This window comes from Pseudomonas thivervalensis, from assembly GCF_001269655.1.
GTDB lineage: Bacteria > Pseudomonadota > Gammaproteobacteria > Pseudomonadales > Pseudomonadaceae > Aquipseudomonas > Aquipseudomonas thivervalensis.
Map to the genome: position 1 here is coordinate 538,004 of NZ_LHVE01000001.1, position 18,891 is coordinate 556,894.

General features: G+C 62.1%; 15 protein-coding genes. 8 read left to right on the forward strand and 7 right to left on the reverse strand.

From position 1 onward, the window contains the following. Window positions 1–2: 2 nt before the first annotated feature. The 4 genes from AD659_RS02260 to AD659_RS02275 all read right to left on the reverse strand — a co-directional run bounded on the left by AD659_RS02260 (window position 3) and on the right by AD659_RS02275 (window position 2,659). A complete protein-coding gene (locus AD659_RS02260) occupies window positions 3–692 on the reverse strand; it encodes an urease accessory protein UreF (RefSeq protein WP_053117968.1) in 690 nt (229 codons plus the stop codon). Beyond that, on the reverse strand, window positions 689–1,189 hold the full coding sequence (gene ureE, locus AD659_RS02265) for an urease accessory protein UreE (protein ID WP_053117970.1): 501 nt from the start codon (window positions 1,187–1,189) through the stop codon (window positions 689–691). Before ureE ends, AD659_RS02260 begins: the two co-directional genes overlap by 4 nt. Window positions 1,190–1,375: 186 nt before the next feature. After that, entirely contained in the window at window positions 1,376–2,008 is a 633-nt protein-coding gene (locus AD659_RS02270) for a TetR family transcriptional regulator (RefSeq protein WP_053117972.1), read from the reverse strand. A 156-nt stretch (window positions 2,009–2,164) separates the two neighbouring features. Next, window positions 2,165–2,659, reverse strand: coding sequence for a hypothetical protein (locus tag AD659_RS02275; protein WP_053117974.1), 495 nt, complete (start codon window positions 2,657–2,659; stop codon window positions 2,165–2,167). Between the two features lie 375 nt (window positions 2,660–3,034). Here AD659_RS02275 and AD659_RS02280 point away from each other — a divergent pair, with 375 nt between their 5' ends. Further along, window positions 3,035–5,110 (forward strand): AsmA family protein, encoded by a 2,076-nt coding sequence (locus AD659_RS02280; RefSeq protein WP_053117977.1) that lies wholly within the window; start codon window positions 3,035–3,037, stop codon window positions 5,108–5,110. 129 nt (window positions 5,111–5,239) lie between these two features. Here AD659_RS02280 and AD659_RS02285 read toward each other — a convergent pair whose 3' ends face one another. Together AD659_RS02285 and AD659_RS02290 are read right to left on the reverse strand one after the other, a co-directional pair. Continuing rightward, window positions 5,240–5,770 (reverse strand): ferritin-like domain-containing protein, encoded by a 531-nt coding sequence (locus tag AD659_RS02285; RefSeq protein WP_053117979.1) that lies wholly within the window; start codon window positions 5,768–5,770, stop codon window positions 5,240–5,242. A 227-nt stretch (window positions 5,771–5,997) separates the two neighbouring features. Beyond that, window positions 5,998–6,918 carry a LysR substrate-binding domain-containing protein gene (locus AD659_RS02290; protein ID WP_053117981.1) on the reverse strand — a complete coding sequence of 307 codons (921 nt, stop codon included), beginning with the start codon at window positions 6,916–6,918 and terminating at the stop codon, window positions 5,998–6,000. 136 nt (window positions 6,919–7,054) lie between these two features. Here AD659_RS02290 and AD659_RS02295 point away from each other — a divergent pair, with 136 nt between their 5' ends. The 4 genes from AD659_RS02295 to AD659_RS02310 all read left to right on the forward strand — a co-directional run bounded on the left by AD659_RS02295 (window position 7,055) and on the right by AD659_RS02310 (window position 10,407). Further along, the gene (locus tag AD659_RS02295) at window positions 7,055–7,693 is read left to right on the forward strand and encodes an FMN-dependent NADH-azoreductase (protein WP_053117983.1); all 639 of its coding nucleotides are present in this window, start codon (window positions 7,055–7,057) and stop codon (window positions 7,691–7,693) included. Window positions 7,694–7,809: 116 nt separating this feature from the next. Next, window positions 7,810–8,700, forward strand: coding sequence for an esterase/lipase family protein (locus tag AD659_RS02300; RefSeq protein ID WP_053117985.1), 891 nt, complete (start codon window positions 7,810–7,812; stop codon window positions 8,698–8,700). A gap of 210 nt (window positions 8,701–8,910) precedes the next feature. Beyond that, entirely contained in the window at window positions 8,911–9,183 is a 273-nt protein-coding gene (locus tag AD659_RS02305; RefSeq protein ID WP_053117987.1) for a PsiF family protein, read from the forward strand. A 210-nt stretch (window positions 9,184–9,393) separates the two neighbouring features. Next, window positions 9,394–10,407 (forward strand): AI-2E family transporter, encoded by a 1,014-nt coding sequence (locus tag AD659_RS02310; protein ID WP_053117989.1) that lies wholly within the window; start codon window positions 9,394–9,396, stop codon window positions 10,405–10,407. A gap of 133 nt (window positions 10,408–10,540) precedes the next feature. Here the strand turns inward: AD659_RS02310 and AD659_RS02315 are convergent, their stop codons facing one another. After that, window positions 10,541–11,815, reverse strand: a complete 1,275-nt coding sequence (locus AD659_RS02315; protein WP_053117992.1) for an Hsp70 family protein — start codon at window positions 11,813–11,815, stop codon at window positions 10,541–10,543. A gap of 295 nt (window positions 11,816–12,110) precedes the next feature. Between AD659_RS02315 and AD659_RS02320 the strand changes: the two genes are divergently transcribed. The 3 genes from AD659_RS02320 to AD659_RS02330 all read left to right on the forward strand — a co-directional run bounded on the left by AD659_RS02320 (window position 12,111) and on the right by AD659_RS02330 (window position 18,706). Beyond that, window positions 12,111–13,049 carry a DnaJ C-terminal domain-containing protein gene (locus AD659_RS02320; RefSeq protein WP_053117994.1) on the forward strand — a complete coding sequence of 313 codons (939 nt, stop codon included), beginning with the start codon at window positions 12,111–12,113 and terminating at the stop codon, window positions 13,047–13,049. A 229-nt stretch (window positions 13,050–13,278) separates the two neighbouring features. Then, a complete protein-coding gene (locus AD659_RS02325; RefSeq protein WP_053117995.1) occupies window positions 13,279–13,578 on the forward strand; it encodes a chaperone modulator CbpM in 300 nt (99 codons plus the stop codon). Window positions 13,579–13,741: 163 nt separating this feature from the next. Next, window positions 13,742–18,706: an NEL-type E3 ubiquitin ligase domain-containing protein gene (locus tag AD659_RS02330; protein WP_231987633.1), complete on the forward strand. Its 4,965-nt coding sequence runs from the start codon at window positions 13,742–13,744 to the stop codon at window positions 18,704–18,706. Window positions 18,707–18,891: the final 185 nt, after the last annotated feature.

Below are 18,891 nucleotides of genomic sequence, written 5' to 3' on the forward strand. Positions count from 1 at the left end.
TCCTAGGAACGGAACAGGCGGCTGTACTGGCGCTCATGGGCCATGCATGCCAGGGACAGGCCAAACGCGGCGCTGCCGTAGTGATCGGGGTCGATGTTCGAGGCGTTGTGCTGGGCCTGTTGCAACAGCGGCAGCAGTTCGCTGGTCAGGCGCTGGGCTGCTTGCTGGCCCAGGGGCAGTGTTTTCATCAGCACCGCCAGTTGGTTTTCCAGCCAGCTCCACAGCCAGGCGGCGAGGGCGTCCTGGGGCGCGATCTGCCAGGCGCGGGCGGCCAGGGCCCAGCCCAGCGCCAGGTGCGGCTCGCTGCGCTGTTCAAGGCTGAGCTGTTCAAGAAAGCCGCGCGCGGCATGGTCAAGCTCCGGCAGACCGACGAGCAATTGCTGCAACGAGTAGCCCATCTGCCGGCTCTCCTGATACAGCTCACGGGTTTCCCGGCTGGCGCGGTGCGCTTCGCAATGTTGCAGCAGCGCGTCCCAATCGTCAGCCGCGGCGGCGGTGCAATGCGCCAGCAGCAAGGGCGCTTCGAAGCGTGCCAGGTTCAGCAGCAATTGATCGCTGATCCAGCGCCGGGCGTCGTCGGGAGTTTTCACTTGGCCGTTGTCCACCGCCATCTCCAGCCCCTGGGAATAGCTGTAGCCGCCAATCGGTAACTGCGGGCTGGCCAGACGCAGCAGCGCCCAGGCCGGGTTCATGTGCGCACGCCAAACTGGTGCAGGCGTGGCGCGTAGTTGAAGTCTTCGTCGCCGTGCCGGGAGTGATGATGGCCGCCGCCATAGGCGCCATGTTCCGGTTGGAACGGCGCCTCGATGGCTTTGGCGTTGGCGCCCAGTTGTTCGAGCATCGCCTTGAGCACATAGTCGTCCAGCAGACGCAGCCAGCCATCGCCCACTTGCAGGGCCACGTGGCGATTGCCCAGGTGGTAGGCGGCGCGGGTCAGTTCGAAGGCGTTGGCGCAGGTGACGTGCAACAATTGTTCGGCGCGGGCGCAGACGCGCACGATGCGCCCATCTTCTGCCTGCAGGCATTCGCCGTCGTATAGCGGCGGCTGGCCTCGCTCCAGGAACAGCCCTACGTCTTCACCTTCGGCACTGAAACAGCGCAGACGGCTTTTGCTGCGGGCGTCGAAGGTCAGGAGCAGCTCGGCGTCCCAGCGCGGTTGAGTGTCGATTCTGCGGTGAATCACCAGCATCGGAGTGCTTCCAGCAATGAACGGTGCTGTGTTTAGAGCAAGGGGCTTGCCAATCGAAGGCGATGTAGGAAATAGCTGGGATGGCGTTTCAGGATGGGGCGGATTGCGTGCCAAGTTGGTGCGCATCGGAATATCACGCACCATTTTGCGACTGGTGCAAGACGAACCAGTGGGGGCATTCGGGGGTTATTCGGTACTGCCCAGCCCTTGCCAATGCTTGAGGCCAATGAAGATAAACCGCAGTTGCTGGGTCATCTTCGCCTGGGGCGTGAGATGTTCCGGGAGGGCTTGGGCGGGTGGGTCGATGATGTCCGGCAGGGTGGCGAACACGCTCTTGACGATGAGATCGGCCATCACGCCCAGGGCGGCCAGGTCCAGGTGCTGCAGTTTGGGCATCAACGCCAGGTCGGCGGCCAGGTCCGAGCTGATGTCTTCGCGCAATTGGGCGATGGCCTGGCGCACCGGCAGGGAGCCGCCATATTGCTCGCGGGCCAGGAACAGGAACTGCGATCGGTTGACGTGCACGACATCGAGAAAGATCCGCACCGACGCATCGATAATGCCGCCCATGACAAACTCGTTGTGGCGGACCAGGCGGATGGTTTCGCGGAAGGTCTGGCCGACTTCGCTGACCAGTGCCAGGCCCAGTTGGTCCATGTCCTCGAAGTGCCGGTAGAACCCGGTGGGCACGATGCCCGCCGTCCTGGCGACTTCCCGCAGGCTCAGACTGCCGAAGCCCCGGCCACACTCCATCAAATGACGGGCTGCGTCCATCAGGGCAATTCGGGTCTGTTGTTTCTGTTCGGCGCGGGGCAGCATCGCAAGGCTGACTTCTGATTCACGGGAGCGACGCACTCTAGCAAATCGGCTTTGCCGACGTCGAACGGTAGAGGGGGATCGGGCGGGAAAACGAGGGGGTTGAAAAGTTAAAAGCCCGATTGCAGGAATCGGGCTTTTTTCTGGGCCACCATGGGCTCAGCTCACTGTGCCGTTGCGTTCGATCACACGATCACCACCGCCTTCGGCCACGGTATCGCCCATTTTAGTGCGGGAAGAACCGTCTTCGGCGAGGGTCTGGCCTGGGGTACGGTCGGAGCCGTCAGCTGCCAAGGTTTGGCCTGGAGTGCGGTCGGAGCCGTCAGCTGCCAAGGTTTGGCCTGGAGTGCGGTCGGAGCCGTCAGCTGCCAAGGTTTGGCCTGGAGTGCGGTCGGAGCCGTCAGCTGCCAAGGTCTGGCCTGGAGTGCGGTCGGAACCGTCAGCTGCAACGGTATCGCTTTGCTTGGTGCGGTCATAACCGTCCTCGGCCAGGCCTTTTTCTTTCAGGCGATCACTTCCACCTTCGGCAACAGTCTGGCTGTAGACAGAATGGCTGTCCTTGACCTGTGGCGTAGCTTGTTCGGAAGCTGGCAGTGCGAAGGCAGTAGAGGCCAGCAGTGAAAGGGACAGGCTCATCAGTAATTGGCGTTTCATGATCGTTGCTCCTTGGGAGGGCGATAAAGTGGGTACGAGGGCAATGCTACTCTCGATAAGTCGATATAAAAGTTCATAAACGCAATGGTAATAATCAACGGAATTGATTGTTCGCGGCGAAGGCTCTAGAACGGGCCTTTCCGAGGTGCGGTTTTGCACCGTGGTGGGTATTTTGTACCCATCGCTGCCTCGCAAGTGTGCGGGGGCGGTAACAGTTTGTTGGCTGATCGGTCAGGTTCTCGGCATTTTTTATGCCGTTCGTCGGCACCTGTTGGTCGTTCCGCCAGTCCAACCCTTTATGACGAACCGATTGCAGGTTCGTGTTTCAACGGCGTCGCGGTTGCGTGCGCTGACATGTCATCAGGAGCCTTGTGCATGACGCGCACCCCGAAAATCCTCGCCTGGAGCTTCGCCAGTCTTGTTGTCCTGCTGGCGGTGCTGGTCCTGGTCATTGCCTTCTTCGACTGGAACCGCATCAAGCCCTCGCTCAATGCCAAGGTTTCCGAGGAATTGCATCGTCCTTTCGCCATCAACGGCAACCTGGCGGTGATCTGGCAGCGCGAGCCGGAGGAAGGTGGCTGGCGTGCCTGGTTGCCGTGGCCTCATGTGGTGGCCGATGACTTGAGCCTGGGTAACCCGGACTGGTCAAAAGCCTCACAGATGGTCACGCTCAAGCGTGTCGAGCTGCGCGTTTCGCCTCTGGCTTTGCTGGCGCGGCGGGTGGCGATTCCGCGCATCGACCTGACCGAGCCCAACGCCAACCTGCAACGCCTGGCGGACGGTCGCGCCAACTGGACCTTCCAATTCGATCCGAAAGACCCGGACGCCGAGCCCTCCAGCTGGGTGGTGGACATCGGTGCCATTGGCTTCGACAAGGGGCACGTCACCCTGGACGACCAGACGCTCAAGACCCGGCTCGACCTGTTGATCGACCCGTTGGGCAAACCCATTCCGTTCAGCGATATCGTGGGTGACAAGGCCGCGAAAAAAGCCCATGACCAAGGCGCGACGCCGCAGGACTACGCGTTCGCCTTCAAGGTCAACGGGCAGTATCACGGGCAGAACCTGACCGGCTCCGGCAAGGTTGGTGGCTTGCTGGCCTTGCAGGATGCGTCACAACCCTTTCCGCTCCAGGCCCAGGCGAAAATCGGCGACACCCGTGTCGAACTGGCCGGCACCCTTACCGACCCGATGAACCTTGGGGCCTTGGACTTGCGCCTGAAACTGGCCGGCAACAGCCTCGCCAATCTCTACCCGCTGACCGGCGTCACCCTGCCGGATTCGCCACCTTACGCCACCGATGGCCGCTTGATCGCCAAGCTGCATGAGCCGGGTGGGGCGCTGTTTCGCTATGAGGCGTTCAACGGCAAGATCGGCGACAGCGATATCCATGGCGACCTGGCTTATGTCGCCAGCCAGCCGCGGCCGAAACTCAGTGGTGCGTTGGTCTCCAATCAACTGCTGTTCAGCGACCTGGCGCCGCTGATCGGTGCCGACTCCAATACCGAGCAGAAGGCCCGGGGCGGTGCCAGCAAACAGCCGACCGACAAGGTCTTGCCCGTGGAAGAGTTTCGCACCGAGCGTTGGCGCGTGATGGACGCCGATGTGGAATTCACCGGCAAGCGCATCGTCCACAGCGAGCAGCTGCCTTTCACCGATCTTTATACCCACTTGGTACTCGATGATGGGCAGTTGAGCCTCGAGCCCCTGCGCTTCGGCGTGGCCGGTGGCCGCCTCGATGCGCAGATCCGCCTCAATGGGCGCACCCGGCCGCTGGAAGGCCAGGCGAAGCTGACGGCGCGAGGGTTCAAGCTCAAGCAGCTGTTCCCGGGTTTCGAGCCGATGAAAACCAGTTTCGGCGAACTCAATGGCGATGCCGACATCACCGGGCGCGGCAATTCGGTGGCGGCGTTGCTGGGCACCTCCAACGGCACGCTGAAAATGCTCATCAACGATGGCGCCATCAGTCGGGAATTGATGGAGCTGGCGGGGCTTAACGTCGGCAACTATGTGGTGGGGAAAATCTTTGGCGACAAGGAAGTGAAGATCAACTGCGCGGCGGCGGACTTCGACATCAAGACGGGCCTGGCGACCACGCGCCTGTTCGTGTTCGATACTGAGAACGCGATCATCTACATCGACGGCACGGCGAACATGGCGAGCGAACAGCTTGACCTGACCATCACCCCCGAGTCCAAGGGCTGGCGCCTGATTTCCCTGCGCTCGCCGTTGTACGTGCGAGGCACCTTTGCCAAGCCGGCCGCCGGGGTCAAGGCTGTGCCATTGATGCTGCGTGGTGCGGGAATGGTGGCGTTGGGTGTGATCGCTGCGCCAGCGGCGGGCTTGCTGGCGCTGGTGGCGCCCAGTGGCGGTGAGCCGAACCAGTGCGCGCCGCTGCTGGAGCAGATGAAGGCGGGGAAGGCGCCGGTGACGGTCAAGCCTACTCGGTAGCCAGATGTTGCGGTGAGGCGACTGGCCTCATCGCGAGCAAGCTCGCTCCCACCGGGGACCGCATTCTGTCTGAAAGAATGCGGTCAAAATGTGGGAGCGAGCTTGCTCGCGATGGCGCCCTGAAGGCCCTTACAGGTCGGCCAGGATATCGGCCATGTCATCGGCATGCTCTTCCTCCTGGGCCAGGATGTCTTCGAAGATGCGCCGGGTGGTCGGGTCTTTTTCGCCGATGTATTGGATGATTTCCCGGTAGCTGTCGATGGCGATCCGTTCGGCCACCAAGTCCTCGTACACCATTTCCTTGAGGGTGTTGCCCGCTATGTATTGGGCGTGGGAATTGCGGGTCAACAAGTCGGGGTTGAACTCCGGTTCGCCACCCAGTTGCACGATACGCTCGGCGAGTTTGTCGGCGTGCTCGGCTTCCTGGTTCGCGTGCTCGAGGAACTCACCGGCCGCCACGCTGGCCCTGAGGCCGGTGGCCATGAAGTAGTGGCGCTTGTAGCGCAGCACGCAGACCAGTTCGGTGGCCAGCGCTTCGTTGAGCAGGCGGATGACTTCCTGCCGATCGGCGCCGTAGCCCTCGGTCACCGCGCCGTTCTGCACGTTCTGCCGTGCCCGCTCGCGCAGGGTGGTTACATCGGATAAGTGCATGTCGCTCATCTCGTTCTCCTGGAGGCTGATCCGGTTGAGGCGTCACGCTCTACCGGCGCGATCGCTTCTTAAGGTGGGAGTGATGAGCGAAGCAAAAAGTTTTATGCAATACCCCGTGTAGGAGCTGACGAGTGCAACGAGGCTGCGATCTTGTCCCTGATCATTGAGTCATGAGCGAACGCCGACAGATCAAAATCAAGAGATCGTCCGAACGCGGCCCGAGCCTTCGGCAGCTCCTACGCCTGCGGCATCGCAAACACCGGGGGAAACCCGGATAGTCGCGCCTCCTCCCCCAGCCACTGGAAGAATGCCCGCACCGGCGGATGGCGTTCGCGGCCCGGGACGCACAGGGCGCTGTAGCCGGCCCCGCTGACCTGGACCTCCGGGCGATAGCCTACCAGCAGGCCGCTGGCGATGCTTTCCGAGGCGAGGATATTGCTCGCCAACACCAGGCCCTGTCCGGCAATCGCGGCTTGCAAGGCGTAATGCTCTTCGTCGTACTCGCGCATGCACGGCTGCCGGGTGAGCCAGGTTTCCCCGGCCTGGGCGCACCAGGCGTCCCAACCGTGGGCATACAGCTTGGAGTTGTGCCAGCGCACGCTGATCAGCGTCGGCGGCTGCCGGGCTGCCAGGGCCACCTGTTCAGGTGAGCCGTAGACCCCGAAGCTTTCATCGAACAGGCACATGCCGTACAGGTTCGGGTAAGCGTCCAGGCTGTAGCGCACCACCAAGTCGACGCTGGCGTCCTGGTGCAGGTCGATCACCTCGCAATGGGTGTCCAGGCGCACGTTGATGTTCGGGTGGCGCGCATAAAAGCGTCCCAGGCGCGGCACTAGCCACAGGGCGGCAAACGCGGCGGTGGTGGACAGGGTCAGGTGGGTGGTGCTGCGTTGCGGGCGCAGGGTGTCGACGCTTTGCGCCACCTCCAGCAAGGCCCCATGCACGCTGTGGAACAAGCGTTGCCCGCCGTCGGTGAGGCGTACCTGGCGGGGCAGGCGTTCGAACAGCATCAGCCCCAGCCAGCTTTCCAATGCGCGAATCTGGTGGGAGACCGCCGTAGGCGTCACCGACAACTCCGCTGCGGCCGCCTTGAAACTGAGCAACCGCGCGGCGGATTCGAAGGCGCGCAAGGCGTTGAGTGGCAGGTTGGCGAACATCTGAATGCTCCTGAAATGCGACGGATGAAATTAACTCATCCAGATGAACTAACGCTCATTTGTCCGCTGTCAGCGCAGGGCTTCAATCTGAGCAGCACAAACAGTGTTGATTGTAGCCGCATAAAGGGAGATTCAGATGAGCAAGATTCTTGTAGTGCATGGCAGTCCCCGTGGTGATCGTTCTCATTCCCGGCGCCTGGCCGAGGCTTTTGTCTCGGCGTGGCAACCCGCCCATCCGCAATCCCAAGTGACCCGTCGCGAAGTCGGACGGACAGTGATTGCGCCGGTCAACGAAGCCTTTATCGCGGCGGCGTTCTACCCCGAGCCCGAAAATCGGCCGTTGATCATGCGGGCGGACCTGGCCCTGAGCGATGCCCTGGTCGAGGAGTTGCAAGCCCATGACCGACTGGTGATCTCCGCGCCCATGCACAACTTCAGCGTGCCCAGCGGCGTGAAGGCCTGGATCGACCAGATCGTGCGCATCGGGCTGACGTTCAATCACAGCCTGGACAACGGCGTGTCGCACTACGAGCCGCTGGTGCTGGGCAAGAAGGCGCTGATCGTGACCAGTCGTGGCGATTTCGGTTTCGGCCCCGGCGGCCAACTGGAGAGCATGAACCACGCCGACACACTATTGCGCACGGTCCTGGGGTTTATCGGCATCACCGATGTGACGGTGGTGGCGGCCGAAGGCGAAGAGTCGGCTGAGCGCAGTTTTGCGTTGTCGTGTGCCGAGGCCGAGGAGCGTTTGCTGGCCTTGGCGCGGTCCTTCTGAGAGGGGCTGCTGCGCAGCTCAACGGGAGCAATCTCTGGCCACGGATTCATCCCGGTGTCATAGACTGGTCATCATCGGTACCGATGCTGACTGCCTCTGATCACAAGGACGTCGCCATGTCGCAACGCTGCGCCACTCGTTACCCGCTGGTGCTGGTCCCGGGCATGCTCGGGTTCATTCGCCTGGTGCTGTATCCATACTGGTATGGGATTGTCTCGGCGTTGCGTCGCGGCGGGGCCGTGGTCGTGGCGGTAAAGGTGTCGCCGTTGCATTCGTCCGAGGTGCGCGGCGAGCAGTTGCTGGCACTGATCGACGACATCCTGCGGCAAACCGGTGCGCAGAAGGTCAACCTGATTGGCCACAGCCAGGGCAGCCTCACCGCCCGCTATGCCGCCGCCAAGCGCCCGGACCTGGTGGCGTCGGTCACCTCGGTGGCCGGCACCAACCACGGCTCCGAGCTGGCTGATTACCTGCAACGCCACTACCCGGCCGACAGCGCCAAGGGGCGCGTGCTCAGTGCCGTGCTACGCCTGATCAACGCCCTGATGAGCCTGCTGGACACCGGCTACCGCGGACCGAAGCTGCCGGTAGACCTCAATGCGTCCCATGCCTCCCTGACTACCGTCGGGGTGGCGCTGTTCAACCAACGTTATCCACAGGGGCTGCCGGTCACCTGGGGCGGGCAGGGCCCGGAAGAGGTCAATGGCGTGCGTTATTACTCGTGGTCCGGCACCTTGCAGCCGGGCAAGACCGATAAAGGGCGCAACCTGTTCGATGGCACCAACCGCACGTGCCGTCTATTTGCCCGCACCTTTGTCAGGGAGGCGGGGCAATGCGACGGCATGGTCGGACGCTACAGCTCACACCTGGGCACGGTCATCGGCGATGACTATCCGCTGGACCACTTCGACATCGTCAACCAGTCGCTGGGGCTGGTGGGCAAGGGCGCCGAGCCGATCCGGTTGTTTGTCGAGCATGCCGAGCGATTGAAGGCGGCCGGGGTTTAGCCAGTCGGACCGCGTTATCGTTCATCGCGAGCAGGCTCGCTCCCACATTCGACCGGGTTTCTTCAGATGGAATGCATTCAACTGTGGGAGCGAGCTTGCTCGCGATGGCGATAGACCAGGCGCAGAAGATCGAGCAGATGAAGGTGTAACAGGCTTTGTCTACACTGCACCTCATCGCCGTACCCTCGTGCGGCAGCCAGGAGAAACACCATGAAGATGCTTCGTGTGCCTTTGTTGATGATCGGTCTGTTGCTGTGTTCCCAGGGCTACGCCGAGACGGCGCAGCAGAGCAAGATGACCACCTGCAACGCCGACGCCACCGCCAAGGCGCTCAAGGGCGACGAGCGCAAGGCGTTCATGAGCAATTGCCTCAAGACTACCCCGCAGGAGCGCATGAAAACCTGCAACGCCACCGCCACCGAGCAGGCGCTGAAGGGCGATGCCCGCAAGGCGTTCATGAGTGAGTGCCTGAAGAAAAAATAAGGGCTGGGTTTTTCTCCAACCTGTTAGGCCCTATCGTCGGATCGCCGCCCGGAGCAAGCTCGCTCCGGGCGGCGATCCGACGATGGGGCGGCACAGCCACTGAAAAAAACACCTGAACTCCGACCAAGGTCGGCCGATACAATCCCTAGTGCTGCTGGTGGAAGGCTGGCAGACTGCCGATCCTTTCACGCCGTTTTGTCCTGAGGCTGTATGCCAACGTTTTCTCAGCGTCATGTGTTGTTGGTGATCAGTTGGGTGATCATTTTTGGTGGGTTGCTGCTGGTATTGCCGCTGCGCCTGTTGCCGAGCTTGCTGGCCGGGCTGCTGGTGTTCGAACTGGTCAACATGCTCACGCCCCAGTTGCAGCGCCTGATCGAAGGCCGCCGCGCCCGCTGGCTGGCGGTGGCGTTGCTGGGCACGCTGGTGGTCAGTGTGCTGAGCCTGATCTTCGCCGGGGCCATCAGTTTCCTGCTGCACGAAGCGGAAAACCCGGGCGCCTCCCTGGATAAATTCATGGGCGTGGTCGACCGCGCCCGCGGGCAATTGCCGCCCTTCATCGATGCTTATCTGCCGGCCAGCGCGGCCGAGTTCCGCGTAGCGATCAGTGACTGGGTGAGCAAGCACCTGAGCGACCTGCAACTGGTGGGCAAGGACGCCGCCCACATGTTCGTGACGCTGCTGATCGGCATGGTGCTGGGAGCCATCGTTGCCCTGCAGCGCATTCCCGACCTGACCAAGCGCAAGCCCCTGGCCGCGGCACTGTTCGATCGCTTGAACCTGCTGGTCAAGGCGTTTCGCAACATCGTCTTCGCCCAGATCAAGATCTCCCTGCTCAACACCTTCTTCACCGGGATTTTCCTGGCGGTGGTGCTGCCGCTGTTCGGCATTCATCTACCGTTGACCAAGACCCTGATCGTGATGACGTTCCTGCTGGGGCTGCTGCCGGTCATTGGCAACCTGATGTCCAATACGCTGATCACCATCGTCGCCTTGTCGTTGTCGATCTGGGTGGCGGTTGCGGCGCTGGGTTACCTGATCGTGATCCACAAGCTCGAGTACTTCCTCAACGCCCGCATCGTCGGCGGGCAGATCAGCGCCAAGTCCTGGGAATTGCTCATGGCGATGCTGGTGTTCGAAGCCGCGTTCGGCCTGCCAGGGGTGGTGGCGGGGCCGATTTATTATGCGTACCTCAAGAGTGAGTTGAAGCAGGTGGGGATGGTCTGATCCGGTAGTTGTATTGCCTGGTCTACCGCTTTCGCGAGCAGGCTCGCTCCCACAATTAATCGAGTTTCTTCAGAAAGAACGCGGTCAACTGTGGGAGCGAGCCTGCTCGCGAAGGGGGCGCCTCGGTCTGGGATCAGGCTTGGGTGCCATACCGCTTCATCGCCTCGATCGCCAACCCACTGCCAATGCTGCCGAAGATATTGCCTTCCACATGCCGCGCCTGGGGCAGCATCGCCGAGACGCTGTTGCGCAGCGCCGGGATGCCGCTGGAACCGCCGGTGAAGAACACCGTGTCGACCTGATCGACTCGCACGTTGGCATCGTTGAGCAACTGCGTGACGCTGCCGCGCACGCGCTCCAGCAAGCCGTCGATGGCCGACTCGAACATCGCCCGGCTCAGGTCCACGCTCAGGCCCGGCTCGATCCGGTCCAGGAGCAAATGGCGCTGGTCGGCGTGGGTCAGCTGGATCTTGGTTTCTTCCACTTCCATCGCCAGCCAGTGCCCGGCGCGCTGTTCGATCAGCTTGAACAGCCGGTCGATGCCGCCGGTGTCTTCGATGTCGTAGCGCATGCTGCCCAGGGCGAGGGTGGATTTCTGCGAGTACACCGCGTTGATGGTGTGCCAGGTGGCCAGGTTCATGTGGTGGCTGGTGGGCATGTAGGCGCCGCTTTTCATGCGGCTGCCGTAGCCGAACAGCGGCATCAGGCCGGCCAGGGAGAGTTGCTTGTCGAAATCGGTCCCGCCGATGTGCACGCCGCCGGTGGCGAGGATGTCGGCGTGGCGGTTGTCGTGGGTGCGGCGTTCGGGGGACAGGCGTACCAGGGAGAAGTCCGAGGTACCACCACCGATGTCGACGATCAGCACCAGCTCTTCTTTCTCGATGGTCGATTCATAATCGAAGGCCGCTGCGATGGGTTCGTACTGGAAGGAGACTTCCTTGAAGCCGATGGCTCGCGCCACGTCGACCAAGGTGTTCTCGGCTTCCTGGTCGGCCAGCTCATCGTCATCGACGAAAAACACCGGGCGCCCCAGTACCACTTCTTCGAATTCCCGACCGGCGGCGGCTTCGGCGCGTTGCTTCAACTGGCCGATGAACAACCCCAGCAGATCCTTGAACGGCATCGCGGTGCCCAACACGCTGGTGTCGTGCTTGATCAGCTTGGAGCCCAGCAGGCTCTTGAGCGAGCGCATCAGCCGGCCTTCGTAGCCTTCCAGGTATTCGTGCAGGGCCAGGCGGCCGTACACCGGGCGGCGTTCCTCGAGATTGAAAAAGACCACCGAGGGCAGGGTGATCTTGTCGTCCTCCAGCGCGATCAACGTTTCCATGCCGGGGCGCAGCCAGCCGACGGTGGAGTTGGACGTGCCAAAGTCGATACCGCAGGCACGGGCCGGGGATGCGTTTTTCATGTCTTTCGGGTTCCAGTTGAAAAAACGGCCGCGCAGTGTATGTCAGTGCGGCGCGGATTCGAAGGCCGGTTATCTGCTAATTCGCAATCGTTGGCCTTGAAAGACAGCGTTGCACCCCCAAACTTGCTGGCATGAGCCTGGTAGCCACAGGGCGGGCACAAGAACCGCCACCGGCTGCCGATAAACTTCTGACGTGCCGCCCGGTCCCAATCTTGAGGTCGGTCAACCCGCTGTCCGGTCATCCGGGCAAGCTGTGCGTGGCGGTGCGACATCGATAACGGATGGTGATGCTTAGATGGACTTCAAAGACTATTACAAGATCCTGGGTGTTGAGCCGACGGCGGATGACAGCACGATCAAGGCTGCCTACCGCAAGCTGGCGCGCAAGTACCACCCGGATGTGAGCAAGGAAAAAGACGCCGAGACCAAGTTCAAGGACGTCTCCGAAGCTTATGAAGCGCTGAAAAGCGCCGACAAGCGCGCCGAATACGACGACCTGCGCCGTTACGGCCAGCACGGCCAGCCGTTCCAGGGCCCGCCGGGTTGGCAGAGCCGGGGCGGTTTCGGTGGTCAGGACACGGGGGATTTCTCGGACTTCTTCAGTTCGATTTTCGGTAATCGCGGGCCGGGTTTCGGCGGCGGACAGTCAGGTCGCAGCGCCGGCCGTCGAGGGCAAGACGTGGAAATGGAATTACCGATTTTCCTGGAAGAAACCCTGTCGAACGAGTCGAAGAAGGTCACCTTCCAAGTGCCGCAATACAACGCGGCCGGCCAACACGTGAGCAACACCAGCAAGAGCCTGAACGTGAAGATCCCGCTGGGCGTGACCGACGGCGAACGCATTCGCCTCAAGGGCCAGGGCGCACCGGGTATCGGTGGTGGCGCCAACGGCGACTTGTACCTGACCATTCGTTTCGCGCCGCATCCCAAGTTCGATGTCGAAGGCCAGGATCTGATCATCACCTTGCCTCTGGCCCCGTGGGAACTGGCGCTGGGCACCGAAGTGGCGGTGCCGACCCTCACCGGCAGGATCAACCTCAAGGTCCCGGCCGGCAGCCAGAACGGCCAGCGCATGCGCGCCAAGGGCCACGGCCTGCGCAACAAGGCCGGCGAGCGCGGTTACCTGTTCGTGCAGCTCAAGGCCGTGATGCCCAAGGCCAGCGACGAGGCAGTCAAGGCGTTGTGGGCAGAACTGGCGAAGAAAGCCGCGTTCGATCCGCGGGAGAATTTCTGACCTGTGATGGACGGCCTGTGAACACACAACCTGTGGCGAGGGAGCTTGCTCCCGCTGGGCCTGTAGGAGCTGTCGAGTGAAACGAGGCTGCGATCTTTACAAGATCAAAAGATCGCAGCCTTCGGCAGCTCCTACAGCGCAGCCGAGCGGGAGCAAGCTCCCTCGCCACGGTCAGACTTGCCACAATCCTGGCTAGACTCGACAGTTAAAGCATTGGGAGAAGCAGACCATGAACAACCCGATCATTGAACTGAACCTGCTGGAATTCTGTGAGGCCGCCGCGTTGGCCGATGTCCATGTGATCGAAATCGTCGAGCATGGCATCCTCGAACCCCATGGCGCGGCCCCGACGGATTGGCGTTTTACCGATTACGAACTGGCCCTGGCCAAGCGTGCCGCCAAGCTGCGGCACGACCTGGACCTGGAATGGGAAGGCGTCGCCCTGGCGTTGGACCTGCTGGAGGAAGTCCAGCAACTGCGGGCCGAGAACCGGCGGCTGCGCCAGCAACTGGGCCGTTGGGTGGACTGACCGTGGCGGTTCTTCCGTCATGTCTTGTCGGAAAAAGCGATAAATAGTTACCGCATTCCTCGCTGGCACACGGGGTAGGCTCGGGTTTTCCAATCGTCAAGGATGACCCGCTATACCACGACTCACCCCCCGTCTCGCCATCCCCCAGGGCGAGCACTTCGACTTGCTCAAGTCCCGTATTCCCGGCTGGTACAGCGGGGCCATCGTGCAGCGCCAGCAAGAACTGAGCGACCATGAGCTGGAACTTCCAGGCTGGTACGCCAAGGCCTCTCCTGATCTCAGGGACAGCCTCAAGGACAGCCATGCCCAATACCGTGAGCGCCTGAATCAGGTCGACAACCGGTTGGGCAATATCCAGGACATCCGTGCCTTTGCCGAACCCTTGCTCGAACAGGCGATCCTGGCTGAGTTCAAGCAGGTGGTGAACGTCAACGAGGTGTATTTCGTCCGCAAGTACGGGCGCAAGACCCGCGATGATTTTTTTTCGGCGTTGGTCCTCGACAGCGAAGGCGGTCATTTCGATCGCTACGAGTACCGCGGCATGTCGCTGCTGGAGGCGGCGCTGGCGAATTTCGAGGCTGACGAAGAACGCAAGCCCGCCTGTGAGGACTACAACTTGATGACCACGGTGCGCCCGTTTTACGGCGGCGATGTGCGGCCTACCACCGACGCTGTGCGCGCAGGGGCCTTGCCGATTGCCCCGGAGGCCTTCGCCAGGCTGTGTCGCAAGCTCGACTTGGGGCGCCAGTATCAGGCGCACATCAACGCTGTCGTGCGGCCCGACGGCAGCAAGGCCTACGACCACTCACTGAGCGAGCATCACCGGCAGGGTTTGGCGCTGAGCAACCATATCGCCCGGGCCAAGGCGGACATCAGCCCTGCGGTCTACCAGATGCTGCAGCAGGTGATCGGCGGGGCAAGCAGCATCACCCTCGATGGCCAGGCAGTGACATTCAAGTCCCTGAAGATCTTCGACATCGAACTGGTTGGCCCGGTATTGATCGGTCCCGACCTTGAGCGCAGTCGCCGGGTGGTGCCGGTCGTAGCCTACCTTCCGGGCGATCCCGAGCAGCCGTTAAAAGCCTATGCCTCCAGCGTCGACTTCATGGCCGAACTGCGGCGACGTCTGCACAACAGCGCCTATCGTCGCTTCTTCAGCCGTTTCGTGCCGCTGCGTCAGCAGGGGGTGTTTTTCCGGCGCTTCAAACAGCTCTATCAACCGTCCCCGACGGTCGATGATCAGGCCGATTACCCACTCAAGTCGTCGTTGCGCAACCTGCCCATGGACACGGCGCCCATTCCCGGCGACCTGTGGGACGCGCTACGCCTGCGGCAGATCGAGAAGATCCAGGCTGACGCGCGAGCGGTGGCGGTGCCCACCGGCGATGAAGACCAGAAAGCACGTCTGGCACGCCTGGACAGTTACCTGGACGCGGTGGTCGATGTGTTCAACCTGGCGGCGTTCGTCGTGCCAGGGCTGGGCCCGCTGATGTTGACGGTTGGGGCCGTGCAGATGTTCAACGAGGCCTTTGAAGGTATCGAAGCGTTCGAACGTGGGGAGACCCGGGAAATGTGGGCGCATTTCTCCAGCGTGGCCCTCAACACCGCTTTTGTCGCCACCGGTGCGGCGGTGCTGCCGCACATTCAATGGTCGGGCACGGTGGATCGGTTGGAGCCGGTTCAATTGACCAATGGTGAAGCACGTTTGTGGCGCCCCGACCTGAGCGTCTACCAGAGTGAACTGGCGCCTCCCGCAGCTGCGAACCCGGATGCCCAGGGCCTGTATCGGGTCGGCGATCAGCAGATCCTGCCGCTGGGTGAACAGCATTTTGAAGTGCAACAGGATCCGCAGACCCTTCGTTATCGCATTCGCCACCCCTCCCGTCCTGACGCCTACCAGCCCGAGCTGACGGACAACGGCAACGGGGCCTGGCACCACGAACTGGAACAGCCGCGCACCTGGGAAGGCTCGACGCTGATGAGGCGCCTGGGGCACGGCGTCAAGGATTTCAGCGATGCCGAACTGGAGCAGATTCGCCTCGCCAGCGCGACCCCGCAGGACGTGCTGCGGCGGCTGCATGTCGAGGGCGAGCCGGTGCCGGCGTTACTGGCCGACACCCTGGGGCGCTTCGACCTCTGCCGACAAATCGACACGTTCATCGGGCAACTGCAAAGCGAGGCGCCGCCGGGCCATGACCTGGCCGAGCCGATGTTGCACCTGCTGACCCAATACGGCCCGTGGCCAAGAGGGCTGAAGCTGAAGATTGTCGACGGTACCGGCCGGACGCGCTGGGAATACGTCCGGCCCTCGGAAAGCGAGACGCCGGTCCGTGAGGCCAGCCTGACCGAGGCCAAGGTCCGCACGCCAGCGCTGTTGAAAAACCTGATCGAAGCGGTGGATGCCGTAGGCGTCGATCTGTTGGCCACGGCGAGCCCGCCGATTGCGAAAACCAACATGGACGCTCGCGTCCGGCACCTGCGCCAGGCACTCGCCGAGGCGGCGGTGAGTGAAAAGGTGCAGTTGCTCAACGATTACTACGCCCTGGGCGAGACGCGAGATGACCCCCATGTCGCGCTGATCAAGTCGCGTTTTCCTTCGGTTCCGGCCACGGCGATCGAGCAGATCATCACCTTGGCTGGCCCCGAAGAGCTGCAGCAAATGGACGCCTGGGATTTCGCCGAGGCCAGCCAGACCAAACCCATCCCGCTGCGCATCGCCGAAGAGTTGCGCCACTTCCAGCGCGCGGTGCGCCTGAACCGAGCCTACGAGGGCCTGTATCAGGACGCCTTGGTCACGGCGGATACGCCTCGACTGGTGTTGGCCACCCTGGAAACCTTGCCCGGCTGGAGCGACACGCTGCGCATCGAATTGCGCGAGGCCAATGTGTCCGGCACCTTGATCGACAGCATCGGGCCGCACAATGCGGCGCAGACCAAGATCGTGGTCAGGGACGATGATCGCTACCAGGCCTTTGACGACAACGGCAATGAACTGAGCCATTGGGGCAGCGTCTTCGATGCCTTGCAGCATGCCCTGCCGGATGCCGAACGCCGGGCCATGGCTCGACCTTCGATTCATCACGGCGACTTGTTGAAAAAGGCGATCGGCGCTTCGCCGGTGGGCCGGGATACGCTGGCGAGCTGCTTGAAGATGCCCGCGCTCAAGCCCACCTTTAAATCGCCGTTGCGCCTGGCTTCGGGCCGAGTCGGTTACCCCCTGGGCGGACTGCGGGATTGGTTGGGCCTGGGCCGGACGCCGGAAAACCGGGTGTTGGAGCTGTACCCGAGCTACACGGCGGCACAAACCGAGAGGCTGTTGCGCTCTCTGGGTGATGGCGCGGTGAGGGAGCTCAAGCGACGTAAAGTCGAGCTGAAAATGCTGCGCCGGGATCTGGACCGTTGGGTTGCTACCCTCGATTGGCGTGTTGTGGGTACTCGCTATCAGCAAGTACCACTGGGGATCAGGCAGGTGGCGGCCAGACAAATCGAGCGATGCTGGAGGCGTCAGACCTCGGTCGCTATAGGAGCGGATCGTCGAATCATCGGCTATAAGCTTGATTTGAGTGGAATGGACCTCGGCCCACTGCCGGAACTGACGGCGGACTTCAGCCATGTGGGCGTGCTCTATATGCCTGACATGCGCTTGACGCTGCACAAATGCGAAAGCTTCCTCAGCGGATTCCCTTCCATTCGCCGGTTGGACCTGTCCAGGAACCGGTTGATCGATATTCCCCGGGCCCTGGAGGGGATGAGGAACCTGGAGACGCTACGACTGGAGGCGAACCGAATCGGCCTGACACCTCGTAGCGTTGAAATCCTGCAAGGCCTTACCCGCTTGAAAAACCTCGACCTGGATTCCAACGTGCTGGGGCGCCTGCCGGATTTCAGCAGGTTGCCTGACCTGGAACGATTGCACCTGAAGAGTACCGGGATCACCGCCTGGCCCACCGGCCTGCGCGACCAGCCGCTGACGCTGATTGATTTGCGCGACAACGGCTTGACCCAGGTGCCGGATCACCTGCTCGACCCGCCCGCCGAGCGTGCCCATGTCACCGCACGCCTCAATCGCGTGACGTTGTTGCAGGGCAACCCATTGAGCGAGACGGTCCAGCAGCGCATGCGTGATTACTGGGCGACGGTCTCGCAGACGCGTCCTGAATGGATGGTCCTGCGTCTGCCTGATGCGTTTGGGTTTTCAGAGACGGTCGGGCCGTCGAATATGCAGCAATGGATGCTTAACCTGCCCGCGGGCCAACTGGCGCACAAGAGAGTCTTATGGCAAAGCCTGGCGGATGAGCCGCAATCGGGCGAGTTTTTTGAGTTGTTGCATCGGTTGGCTAACTCTTACCAGGGCCTGAAAGATCATCCGGACCTCCAGGCCCGCGTTTGGCAGATGCTTGACGCGATGGGGCGTTCCACCGAGCTGCGTGATGAACTGTTCGACCTGGCCGGCCAACCTGCCTGTGAAGATCGCGCAGCCTTGTCGTTCAGCTACCTGGAAATCCGCTTGATGATCCACAACGCCAGGGCCTTGGCGGTTGGAAAGGATGAGGCGGCAACGCTGGTCCAGTTGGCCAAGGGGCTGTTTCGCCTCGATGAGGTAGAAAGCATTGCCCTGAAGAATATCCAGCGGCGCCGTGACGCGATCAACGCCCGCCCCGACCTGACCAACGAGGAAAAGCTCGAAAACCTGGCGCTGATCGAAGAGGTCGAGGTCCGTCTGGCTTTCCGGGTGGGGCTCAAGAATCGACTGAGGCTACCGGGGCAACCCGAGGGCGGGGTTTTTCTCACGCTGGGCGATGTCACCCCTGAAATGCTCGACGCCGCTGCCAATCAGGTCCTGGCATTGGACGATTCACCCCAGCAGTTTCAATCGCTGGTGGGCCGGGATTTCTGGATCGACTATTTGAAGCAGCAGCATGGGGCTTCCTTCCAGGCGCTGAATGACACCCTCATCGCCAACCAGATCGAGCTGGATGAAGCGAAGGCGGCCGGGACCCTGGAGGAAGCCGACTACGTCAGCCAGTCCGAGGCGTTGGGCCTGCAACACAAGATCAAGGAAGCGGAGCTGGTCCAGTCGTTGACGCGAACCGAGCTGGACGCGCTGCCGGAGAGTACCGATCTGTAAGCGAGTCTGACCCGGTTACTTCAGGCCGGAATGAAACCCGGTAGTGGGGGGCTCATTTGTGGCGAGGGAGCTTGCTCCCGCTGGGGTGCGAAGCAGCCCTCGCTTTTTTGCGGCTGCTTCGCAACCGAGCGGGAGCAAGCTCCCTCGCCACAAGACTGCACAAGAGCTGCACAAGGGTTGTGCGG